General features: G+C 59.1%; 4 protein-coding genes and 1 pseudogene. 2 read left to right on the top strand and 3 right to left on the bottom strand.

Annotated elements, in window-relative coordinates:
- Nucleotides 1-347: 347 nt before the first annotated feature.
- Nucleotides 348-449 (top strand): annotated as a pseudogene (locus RYC18_RS26580) (hypothetical protein); the annotation flags it as partial.
- Between the two features lie 898 nt (nt 450-1,347).
- Nucleotides 1,348-2,226 (top strand): hypothetical protein, encoded by an 879-nt coding sequence (locus tag RYC18_RS19145; protein WP_057404624.1) that lies wholly within the window; start codon nt 1,348-1,350, stop codon nt 2,224-2,226.
- A gap of 220 nt (nt 2,227-2,446) precedes the next feature.
- Here the strand turns inward: RYC18_RS19145 and recD are convergent, their stop codons facing one another.
- From recD to recC, 3 genes are read right to left on the bottom strand one after another with little or no spacing between them, the layout of a single operon-like run.
- Nucleotides 2,447-4,546 carry an exodeoxyribonuclease V subunit alpha gene (gene recD / locus RYC18_RS19140; RefSeq protein WP_316886610.1) on the bottom strand — a complete coding sequence of 700 codons (2,100 nt, stop codon included), beginning with the start codon at nt 4,544-4,546 and terminating at the stop codon, nt 2,447-2,449.
- The gene (recB, locus tag RYC18_RS19135) at nt 4,543-8,235 is read right to left on the bottom strand and encodes an exodeoxyribonuclease V subunit beta (RefSeq protein WP_316886609.1); all 3,693 of its coding nucleotides are present in this window, start codon (nt 8,233-8,235) and stop codon (nt 4,543-4,545) included. The genes recD and recB overlap by 4 nt, the downstream gene beginning before the upstream one ends.
- The gene (gene recC / locus RYC18_RS19130; protein WP_117140337.1) at nt 8,232-11,708 is read right to left on the bottom strand and encodes an exodeoxyribonuclease V subunit gamma; all 3,477 of its coding nucleotides are present in this window, start codon (nt 11,706-11,708) and stop codon (nt 8,232-8,234) included. The genes recB and recC overlap by 4 nt, the downstream gene beginning before the upstream one ends.
- Nucleotides 11,709-11,947 lie beyond the last annotated feature (239 nt).

Genomic DNA, 11,947 nt, shown 5'->3' with positions numbered 1-11,947 from the left:
CGACACCGTTTTGTCTGGCGGTGTTGATGTTGGAGGTTTGGAATGTGAGTTCGGAGAGTGAGGCTCTGAAACAGACAATGCGAGAAAAGAATAGTGCAAGGGCAACCGCCGGCATCATCAGCGCTATTGTAGATCTGACTATCGCGCTGGAGGCGCTGACTGTAAAATTACTGGGTAGCCAACCAAAAGATTTTTTAAGTAGAAAGTCTCTGTGGGTAATCTCTGAAGAAGGCGCAGAACGCTGGCTTGGAAAGACACTTGGCGAAGTTGTAACCAAGCAAATCACCAGCCGCCTGATCGCTCAAATACTTTCAGGAAGTCTACTTTGCACTATCAACCTATATGACATTTGGTATGCATGGCAATGGAATGATCAAGCTATATATGGCTATCTGCTAATTTCCATGGGCGGTCTACTAAGCGCTCTTGGTTCGATAGTCGGGGGGCTAACGGTCTACTTCGGCCTCAATCCGCTAGGCTGGGCGGCGTTGCTGCTGATCGGCATGGGCGTGGGTTTGGTCATCATTATGAGCTCAACGCCACTGGAGTCCTGGTTAGCAAACGGACCATTCGGTGAGAGCCATTCAATTGACCTGTATTTACAGGACCCATTAGAGGCCTTTTACCGGCTGGCAAGCCTGCTTGCGGGTATCAGTATCTCAATAGAGAGAAATCCGGCTCACGAACAGCACGCCACATTTGATACCCACGCAAAAATACCGCATGCCATACGCAGCGCTGACACCGTCATTCGTTTAGAGAGCCGTCTACCAGGCGTTATTGGCAGCCTTCACAGTGTCAGCATTCAAGCCGACTGCCGTCACTGCCGCATTCTTGAAAGGATCAATAATCAAGGCGTTCCCTACCGGGCAACAGTTGAAGTCACAGATAAAGCAACACGCCCCAATGCGCAGCGCCTCTATCCTAATGCGATTGAGCTGTTTTTCACCACACCGACTACCCAGATCTCATCAACTGGCAACAGCAGGCATTATTATAAATGGGCTGTAAGGGCTCAGTTCGTTTTAACTCACGGAAGAGAGAATTTATATTTCCCATCGCCTCCGGTCAAAGACCCGACTAAATATAGTTCAAAATGGGCAGTACCAAATTTTGAAGTCATCAATCGACCCTTTTGGGCAGATGAAACAACGCATAAGGTATCTTTGAATGACTGAATCAAAGACACACACTTGCTATGGACATAAAGCCTATAACCCTCACAATATCCCTGAGCAAAGACCGTATATTCGAAAGTCACGCGCGACTTACAAGTTTCGCCTGCCATGGGGTCTGACTCAGCAAGTGGCTACACCAGGGATCGTTAGACAATCCACCCCAGAAAAAATGAGATTCTGGGAGAGGGTGAAAATAGAGGATGACCGAAAAAAAAACCTCGGAACCTATAAAGCCAGAATATTTGAAGACGTGGAGTTCCATCAGAATTTTGATCAGGAACGCTTTAGATTTTCACAGCTTCCATTCAGATCTCAATTCTGGATATTTATTCTACTGTTTGGAAAAGTAGGCTTCATTATCCTCTTTCCAATTTCAATAATCTCACACATCGCTGTTGTCCACGCTTGCGATGACTCATGGCAACAGGTCACTGTCGAGCTGCTAATAGGCCTCTACCCGTTTTTGCTAGGCATTCCGTTGCTCAGCTGGCTTATCGGCCACATCGTAATCAATCACTTTCCCCGCCTCTGGTTCCGCCCGCCAAAAGGCCCACTCTGGGAGCTAAACCGCAGAACGGGTCTCGTCACAATCTTCGGCTACAAACGCCATCGAAAAGAAGGGGTGATCGAAGAGTTCATCGCGCCGTTCTACGAGTTCGATGCCTACATGACCACCACGCATGATCGTCATGGCTGCTATCACGGCCTGATGCTCCAGCATCGATACGAGGAGCAGTGCATCAACTTTCACGCATTACTCGGCCCTGATGATTTCCAGCAACGCCCCTGTGCTCTCTGGGACTTCCTGCAAAACTACATGGACACAAGCGGCCCGATTCCGGATATCCCGTTGTTTGAACCGTACCGGCACCTGGACCCGGTCACTGCCAGTTACGATCAGCAGCGCGGCCGCAACCCTCGTTACTGGATCGACATGGATAACGAGACGTTCAAAGCGGAAGTCGATGCCATGTGGCAGCGGGTTTATGCGATTGACACGTTTAGCCGACCGAATCTCATGGCGCGGTATGTGGATTATGGCGTGTGAGGTGTTGTGTCGGATCTGCGGCGGCCCTTAGACGGGCTGCCTCAGTTGCGTCTGATGTACCGTGTGCACCGTTGCTGCCGGTTCCCGGCAGTTCGCGGACGAGTCCGCTCCCACTATAAGCGAAGGGGCGCCCGGTCCGCTTCCGCTCCATCCGGGCAGACGCCAGCTTTTCAGAGCCTTCACGACTTTGCAGGCGGCTTAGGCGTGATCACGGGCAGGCTCAAAGCCCCAACATCAGCCCACTCAGGCGTTTGACCTTGCGGCGCAGGGCTTCTTCGAAGATGCCGTGGCGGGGTTCGATCAGGCTGAACCAGTGTTTGGCGCGGGTGATGCCGGTGTAGATGAGTTCTTTGGTCAGTACCGGGTTGAGCGCTTCGGGCAGGATCAGGGCGGTGTGGGCGAATTCCGAGCCCTGGGATTTGTGTACGGTCATGGCGTACACGGTTTCTACCTCATTGAGGCGGCTGGGCAGGACGAAGCGCACGCCATCGCTGCCGTCGTTGCGCGGGAACGCGACACGTAGCACTTGCTTGCCGTCGCCGTCGCGCTCGGGCAGGCGCAAGGTGATGCCAATGTCGCCGTTCATCAAGCCCAGGCCATAGTCGTTGTGGGTCATCAACACCGGGCGGCCTTCGTACCATTGCTGTTCGCTTTCAATCAGCTTCGCGTTGAACAGCGCATGAGTGATGCGCTGGTTCAGGCCTTCCACGCCCCACGGGCCTTTGCGTACAGCGCACAGCAGTTGAAAGGCGTCGAAGGCGCTGAGTACCGAGCGCGCCCAACGGGTCCAGCACGCGTCGTCCAGTGCCGAATCGTCGGCGGGCCGCTCGGCGGCGAGTACGTTCAGGTAATGCCGGTAACCCTGCGGACCTTGCTCGCCCCTGCCAAGACCGTCGAGGACCAGGCGTTCGAACTTCAGATCCTGTTCGCCCTTGAGGGCCAGGGCGAACAGGTCGTCGTGACTGCCCGCCGCAAGCAGCGCGCGGGCCTGTTGGTCCTGCTGCAGGTTGACCAGTCGGGCCAGCTGGCCGATGCCGCTGCCTTGGCCGAAACGACGCGAGTGGCGCAGCATCACCACTTGCTGGGCCAACGGATGCTGCTGTGCATCGCCCTGGCGCAAACCGCCCTTGCCAAGGTCTTCGCCGCTGACGGCTTCCAGCCAGGCCTGAGTTTCAGGGCTGTAAAAACCTTCTTCGGCGTCGCGACACAAATCGCCCAGTACGGCACCCGCCTCAACGGACGCCAACTGGTCCTTGTCGCCGAGCAGCACCATGCGCGCATGCGGCGGTAATGCGTCGAGCAGATTGGCCATCATTTCCAGGTCAATCATTGACGCCTCATCAACCACCAGCACATCCAGCGGCAGTAAATTGCCCGCATGGTGACGGAAATGCCGGGTGCCGGGGCGGCTGCCCAGCAGGCGGTGGACGGTGGTGACTTCGCTGGGGATTTTCTGCCGTACGTCGTCGCTGACATCCAGGCTCTGCACTTGCTGGCTGATGGACTCGGTCAGCCGGGCCGCCGCCTTGCCGGTAGGTGCCGCCAGACGGATGCGCAACGGCTGGCCACTCTGCACCGCCGGGGCCGGCAATAACGCCAGCAAGCGCACCACGGTTGTGGTCTTGCCGGTGCCAGGGCCACCGGTGATGATGCTGAAGCCCTTGCGGGTCGCCAGCGCGCAGGCAAGTTTCTGCCAGTCGATAATGGCTTGAGGCGCTGAGTTCGCAGGCCCGAACAGGGCATTCAGGCGCTGCGGCAGATCCTCCGGCGGCGTTTCGCTCTGCGCCAGGCGCTGACGCAAGGCTGCGGCGATACGCCGTTCATAGGTCCAGTAGCGGCGCAGGTATAAACGTCGCTCGGCAAGCACCAATGGTTTTTGCAGCGCCTCGGCACTTGAGTCTCCGACTTCGGCTTCGGCCACCAGCATGCTGCGCGCCAGCGCCTGGCACCAGGCGGCGCCATCCAGTGCTGCCAGCAGTTGCGAGGGCAGCAGCATTGTCCCGCCTTGCTGATCGCCCTCGGGTGGCAATGACAGGGCGAAGTCCGGTTCTTTCAGGGTTTCGTACAGATCCAGGCAGACATGGCCGTGACCGAGCTGATGGCTGGTCAGCGCCGCAGCCACCAGCACCAGTGGATCGGCGTGCGGATCGAGGTCACTGAGGAACGCGACAAATGCTTTGTCCAGCGCACGCAACCAGCCGCGCTCGACCCAGCGCTCCAGCAGGATCAACAGATCGCCGACGCGCGTCAGCGGACTCAATTCAGCGAGGCTGATGTCGTCCAGCGCGGTAGGCAACAGATCATCGAACGAGCGGCTCATGCCAATGCTCCCGGCAGGTCATGCGCTAACGGTTTACCCTGAAACAAAAGGTCCAGACTCTCTATCAGTTCGCGTGGTGGACGGACGAAATACGCGCCCTGAGAGACCGAACGGCTGCCGCGCAGGAACAGATACAGCGCACCGCCCATGTGCTGGTCGTAATCATAGTCGGCCATCCGTGCCTTGAGCTGACGATGCAACGCCAGCAAGTACAGGACGTATTGCAGGTCGTAGCGGTTGTCGAGAATGGCGGTTTCCATCGCCAGTTCGGTGTACGCAGTGTCGTCGGTGCCCAGCCAGTTGGACTTGTAGTCAGCCACGTAATAACGACCGTCGTGTTCGAACGTCAGGTCGATAAAGCCTTTGAACATGCCATTGAGCGAAACCGTCTCGGTCGCGGCACGCGGCGCGTTGTTGTGGGTGAAGCGGCGTACCAGGGCATCCATCTGCGCCACATTGACGTTGTTGCTGGCGAACCAGAATTCCATCTCTATGCGGTACTGATTGGGCTGGTCCAGCTCACCCAGCGCGACCGGTGTGGCATCCGGCGACAGACGCAACGGCATGTTCAGCATGTGCTGCAGCCAATCGCTCAGGGTATTGATCCAGCCCGCCCAACCGCGCCGATTGCAGCGCCGGGCAACGGCGTCCTGCAGTTTGTCCGGCGCGTGAGCGGTCACCGCAAAACCTTCGTTGCCAGCCCACTCAAGCAGTCCATGCAGAAAGGTGCCGGGGTTGGGGCCACGCGGAAAGCGGTAAATATCGCCGCCGCTGGTCAAAATGTCACGCGGCGCTTCAGGGTCCAGGCGCTCGTCGTCGAACAGCTTCTGTGCCTGCGGGCTGTCAGGCGATTCATCGGCACCGGTGGTTACGGTGTCGCCGATACGCAGGGCGCTGTAGGAGGCGATCCACCAGTTCTCGGCAGCGCGACGTTTGGGTACCAGCAGTTTGACCAGCGCGGCTTCGTTGCGCGGCGCACTGAAGCGTTCGTCAGTGGGCTCGGGAACAGGCTGCAAGGCAATCGCATCACAGCCTTGCGCGAGATCACGCAGCCAGACTTTCAGCTCTGCCGACTCGGCCAGCGCAACACCGCCACCCAGCAAATAACCCAACGCCGAACGGTGCAGCATCGAGTTGCTGGCATTGCCGCGTTTGAGGTCGGCAACGCCCAGCCAGCAAGCGTGTTCGGAACGGGTCAGCGCCACGTAGAGCAAGCGCAGGTCTTCGGCCAGACGTTCTTCATCGGCTTGCTGAATCAGCGCTTCGGTGGGCTGCAGGCTGATCTGCGAGTTGCCGTCGGTGTCATGAAACTGCAGTGGCAGGCGACTGCCGTCCACGGGTTTCGAGGAGCAAATGAATGGCAGGAATACCAGCGGATATTGCAGGCCCTTGGACTTGTGGATGGTCACCACCTTGACCAGTTGCTCGTCGCTTTCCAGACGCAAAATCTGTTCTTCGCCAGCCTGACCGGACAGTGCCAGGTGGTCGCCAAGATGCCGAATCAAGGCCTGTTCGCCGTCAAGTTCGGCGGCGGCCTGCTGCAGCAGTTCAGACAAGTGCAACAGGTTGGTCAGTACTCGCTCACCGTCGGTGCGCGTCATCAATGTCTGCGGCAGGGCAAAGTCGTGTAGCAGGCGGCGCAGCATCGGCAGCACGCCCTGGCTGCGCCATACGGCACGATAGCCACGAAACTGCATAACGCGCCGTTCCCACGCCAGCTCGTCCTGATTCAGACGCTCCAGCTCGGCCAGCGGCAGGTCAAGCGTGATACATGCCAGTGCGGCACGCAGCGTACGTTCGGAATCGGGCTCGGCACAGGCTTTGAGCCAGGCCAGAAGGTCGTGGGCCTCCTGAGCGGCGAACACTGAGTCCTTGTCCGACAGATAAACACTGCGCACGCCACGCGCGCTGAGTTGCTGACGCACCGCCTGCGCTTCCTTTCCATCGCGGACCAGAATCGCAATGTCGGCCGGACGCAGCCCGCGCAGCGGTTTATCAAGCATGGCGAAACCGGCACGGCCCTGTTGACCGGCGTTGAGCAGGCGCACGATCTCGCTGGCGCAACTGGCCGCCAACTGTTGGCGATAAATAACCCCGGACACCGGCTGTTCGCTTTCAAGATGCCAGACCGTCAGTGCAGTCAGTGGCGCGCCGTTGACTTCCAGGGTCTCTTTGCGCCCTTGGGCCAGCGCATCGGAGAACGGCACCTGATTGCCTTGATCATCACGAAACAGAAACGCTCCGCGGCCTTGCGGACGTTGCTCTGCGCGCGTGAAGACATGGTTGACCGACGCGACCATTGCATGGCTGGAGCGGTAGTTGGTGTCCAGCGTGTGCCAACGGCCATCGGTGGCCTGCCGGGCGCGCAGGTACGTATAGATATCGGCACCGCGAAACGCATAGATCGCCTGCTTGGGGTCGCCGATCAGGAACAGCCCGGTCTGCTCGTCGTTACCCTCAAGGCGATAGATGCTGTCGAAGATCCGGTACTGCACCGGGTCGGTATCCTGAAACTCATCGATCAACGCTACCGGAAACTGCTCACGAATCAGGGTGGCCAGACGTTCGCCGCCAGCACTGTGCAGGGCGGCATCGAGCCTGAGCAGCATGTCGTCAAAACCCATCTCGGCACGGCGCCGCTTCTCTTCTTCAAAGCGGGCGCTTACCCACTGCGCCGCATGCTGCAACACCGCGGCATCCGGCTTGGGCAGGCTGTCCAGCGCAGCTTTCAGCTGTGCCATGGCCTCGAAAGCAGGATGTGAAGGCGGATCACTTTTCCAGGCTTCGGCAACACCTTCCGGGGTCAGGCGAGTGAAACCGGTTCCCAGGTCCAGCGTTTCCTGTGTGTCGTCAGCGGCCCATGCGGCAAGCTTTTCAAACCAGGGCTTGAAGTAGCGCTCCTGCATCTTGCGGCCATCGACCACTTTGCGGGCTACGGCGTCCTGACAGAGCGCATACAGCTCTTCAGCCCAGGCGGCCCAAGGCGCTTTCAGGGCAGCGAGCGCTGCTCGGCGCTCCTGCAATGACGCCTCGATCAGTTCGGCGGGCTCTTGAGTGAGCGGGCTGCGATCACGACCAAACAAACCTCGCACACGCGGCAACAACGCCGCCGGACCGCTCAGATTTTCCCGCACCCAGGTCAACGCGTCGCCGCTCATGGGATAGCAGAAGCGGCGCCAGTAGTCGCGCAACACTTCACCGAGCAAATCGCTGTGGTCGGTTTCCAGGGTCTGGGTGAACAGGCTGCCGCTGTCGAATGCGTGTTCGCGCAACATGCGCTGGCACCAGCTGTGAATGGTCGAGACGGCGGCTTCGTCCATCCACTGTGCGGCGATGTCCAGACGGCTGGCACAGGCCGGCCACTGCTCGGCCTCGAACTGCTCGCGCAGCTCGGCAATCAAACCGTCAGGTGCGGCAATCTCGTCACGAAAGAACCGCGCAGCTTCCGCCAATCGGGTACGAATCCTGTCACGCAGCTCTTTGGTAGCGGCGTCGGTAAAGGTCACCACGAGGATCTGCGGCGGCAGCAATTCACGACCAAAGCCTGACTGTTCAGTGCCGTGCCCAAGCACCAGGCGCAAGTACAGGGCGGAGATGGTGAAGGTCTTGCCGGTCCCGGCGCTGGCCTCGATCAGTTGACTGCCGCGTAGCGGAAAGCGCAGTGCCAGAGGAAGGGAATGTTCGTTCATGCGCCACCCTCCCCGCCAGACAACGACTGCCAGGGCGCATCGTAAACCGGTTTGTAGAGCGTCTCGCACCAGCCTGCAAACTCTTCACTGTCGACCAGCGCGTCAAAGTCCGGAAACTGTCGGGCCAGCGCGGTGCTTTCGCGGCGCTCACCATCAGTGGTCTGTCCGTCACCCTCGTAGGCCTTGCGGGCTGCTGCTTCGGCTTTGTCGGCGGGCTGGCCCAGCCAGGCAAATGCGGTTTTGACGGCGACTGGTAAAGGCTCTTGCATGCCGCGTAGCCAAGCCATAAGCAAGTGATTCAGCGTGGTAATGGCCGCGTCCTTGTCCAACGGTTCGAGCATGAGGGTTTCGTCACTGGCGACCAGTGCCGTGTGCAACGGCAGCTCGCAGGCGCAGGCAACCAGGTGATTGACCCACGGCCGAATCAGCCGGTGCCATTTGCGAGTCTTTTTCGAGCCGATGCTGTTGGGAATCGCCGTGACCAGCAACAGCTCACCACGAGCGTTACGGTGCAGCCCGCCAAGCCAGCCATCGATACTCACACTGCCATGGCTGAAACTGATCGGTAATGCGCTGCTCAACGTTTCGGGCCAGAGGGTCAACAGGTCGTGGTAACGCTTGAGGACGTCTGGCAACGGCTCGATCAGCTCGCTCTGCATCAAGGTGCCGAACCCCGCGAGCGGCAGCAGGCCACTGGCTTGCAGTTTCAGTGCCTGGGCTTTCAGGGCGACATCCATATCGTCAGGGGAAGCCATCGCTGCGCTGAGCAGGCTTTCACTGAGGCCGTAACGCTCAAGCGCATCGAGCACGAACGGTTCCTCATCGGCGAGCGGCGCTTCGGCGACTTCGAAATAGATCTTCAGGCGCTGGCTGAAGAAATGCTTCACCGGGTTTCTCAGGAAGTCCTGTAACTGTGCAATGGACAGGGGTTCTTCCTGCTCATGGGGGGGAAGCGCTTGAGGTATGGGCACCTGAAGGTCGGTTTCATGCAGCAGGCGCCACTCGCGGGCGAAGCTGAAATACCCCGTGCCTGCATGGAAGTAACTGGCACTGAAAGGCTGCAGCGGGTGATCCACAGTCAGCGCGTTCAGCAAACGCTCGCCATCGTCCTGCTTGCCGTCCGGTTCGGTCTCGCCAGCCAGCTTCCAGCCACTGGCCAGGTGATCGCGCAATTGGCCAATCAGAACCGATGCAGGACGCTCGCTGTTGTCCCGAATGCTGTGGCCAACCCAGCTGATATAGAGCTGGTCTCTGGCCGAGAGCAGCGCTTCCAGCAACAGGTAGCGATCGTCTTCACGCCGCGAACGGTCGCCGGGACGGTAGTCGCTGCCCATCAGGTCGAAATCCAGCGGCGGTTGCGCGCGCGGGTAATCGCCGTCGTTCATGCCCAGCAGGCAGACCACTTTGAATGGAATGGCGCGCATGGGCATCAGGGTGCAGAAGTTGACCGAGCCCGCCAGAAAGCGTTGGGATAGACGCCCCTGATCAAGCCCGGCCAGCCAGGCCTCACGCACAACGGTCAACGGCAGCTCATCGGTCAGCCCTACCGCTTCACAGGTTTCCAGCCAGTTTTCGCGCAGTGTTTCAAGCTGAGCGAGCAGGTAATCGTCGTGTTCGCTGTCGGCGAGGAAGAACAACTGCAACAGCGATTGCAGGCGCGTTCCCCACGTGTACGGAGTTGCGGGTGTCGATAATTCCGTATGGGCCACCTGAAGCGCGTCAATCAGCGCTACCAGTGGGCCGATCAATGCGGCATCAAGCCCGCCAATCTCATCGTAAGGCTCAATGCCGTCGTAAGCGTCACCTGCACCCACGGCGTAACCCAGCAGCATGCGCCGCAGACCAAAATGCCAGCTGTTCTGCTCCAGCGCATCCGGCAACCCCAGACCGGCACGCTGCTGTGCGTTGAGGCCCCAGCGAATGCCGGCGCCTTCTATCCAGCGGTGCAGCGTTGGCAGATCGCGCTCCTGAATCCTGAAGCGCGCGCGCAAGGCGGGAACGTCGAGCAGGTCAAGGATTTCGCTGACCGGGAAGCGGCTGTCCGGGAGTTTGAGGAGGTGTTCAACGGCAATCAGCAAGGGTTCGCGGCCACGTTGCCCCTGGTCGGCCAGCGTAAAGGGAATGAAGCGCCGATCTTCGCGTTCGATTTGCCCGAATACCGCTCGTATGTGTGGGGCGTAGCTGTCGATATCCGGGACCATGACAATCACGTCACGCGGGCGCAGGCCCGGGTCTTTGCTGAACCGTGCCAATAGCTGGTCATGCAGCACTTCCACTTCGCGCTGCGCACTGTGCGCAACATGGAAACGGACCGAGCGATCTTCCAGCGGATCGACTGCCGGCCAGAGCTCACGGGTTTCATCCAGCGGGCGTAGCTCGAGAATATCGTCCTGCAACTGATTCAGCAGATTGGTGGGCTCGACTTCACTGAACAGATCAATCCGCTCATCCTTGAACGAAGAGCGGTAGCTGCGCGGATCATCATGGCTGTCCAGCAAATTGATGTAATCGCGACCCTGCTTGCCCCAGGCAGCGAGCAGCGGGTGAGCATGCTGATGCAGCGCTTGCGGGTCGAGGACCATCGGCATTCCGGTCTTGCGCGCCTGGCGTTTGTACTGGTGACGCAACAGGTCTTTGTCGGCGACGATATCAGCCCAGTGATGGCGACACGGGTTGTGAACGCAGAGCAGAACCTGGCTGAACTTCGCCAGGCCCGCCAATGCCTCGAGCGCTTGTGCGGGCAGCGAGGAAATGCCAAAAACGATGACGCGTGCCGGCAAACCCGGAGGCGCTTCGGTCATGCTGCCGATGCGCTCGATGAAACGCTGATGTACACCCGCTCGACTCTGCGACATACCTTTGGCACCGACATCATTTAGCAGCGCGCGCCACAGTTCGGCTTGCCAGCAATTGGCGGCTGACAGCGGTCTGGGCTGACCTCGCCCATCGCGCAATTGATGGCGGCCAGCGGCCCAGTCCTCCAGCCAGTCGGCGCGGTAAACCTGATATTGGTCGAACAGATCTGACAGACGCTCGGACAATTGATAGCGCTTGCGCAGATCAGTGTCGTCGGTCAGGAAACGCTGCAGGGGCTCAAAGTGTGGCTGATTGATGAGTTCAGGGAGCAAGCGCATCAAGCGCCAGGTCAGCGGGGTCTTGTCGAGCAAGGAAGTCGACGGTATTTCATCGCTTCCGAGAATCATGCGGTACAGCGTCCACATGAAACTACCGGGCAACTGGACGTCTATAGCTGCGGCAATGCCACAGCCGCCGCTGTCTTCATCCTGAGCGTCCTCGGCCAACGCCAGTTTCAACCACTGCGCAATGCCGTTGCTCTGCACCAGAGCAATCTCGTTTTCCAGGGGGGCCAATGGATAACGTCGCATCCACGACACAACCAGACTGCGCAGCTCATCCGGGCGGTTGCCTTGAACCACCATGAAACCTGCACTCAGAGAGGTTGTAACGGACATGCTTGCTTCCTTGACCGGTGCGTAGAACCTGATGCCGAACCATAAGGGCAAGCGCGCTGGATTGCCATAAGCATGTTGGTCTGAATGACTGCCGGAGAGGTGGGGTTATGAGTTCAGCAGAATGCAGAGGTTTGTGGAACCCCAGACAAACAAAAACCCTCAACGCGTAAGCGATGAGGGTTTCTGGAATTTAATCTTGACGATGACCTACTCTCACATGGGGAAACCCCACACTACCA

The sequence above is a fragment of the Pseudomonas syringae group sp. 247E2 genome, from assembly GCF_032587795.1.
Classification (GTDB): domain Bacteria; phylum Pseudomonadota; class Gammaproteobacteria; order Pseudomonadales; family Pseudomonadaceae; genus Aquipseudomonas; species Aquipseudomonas amygdali.
This window is presented reverse-complemented; position numbering and strand designations above follow the sequence as displayed.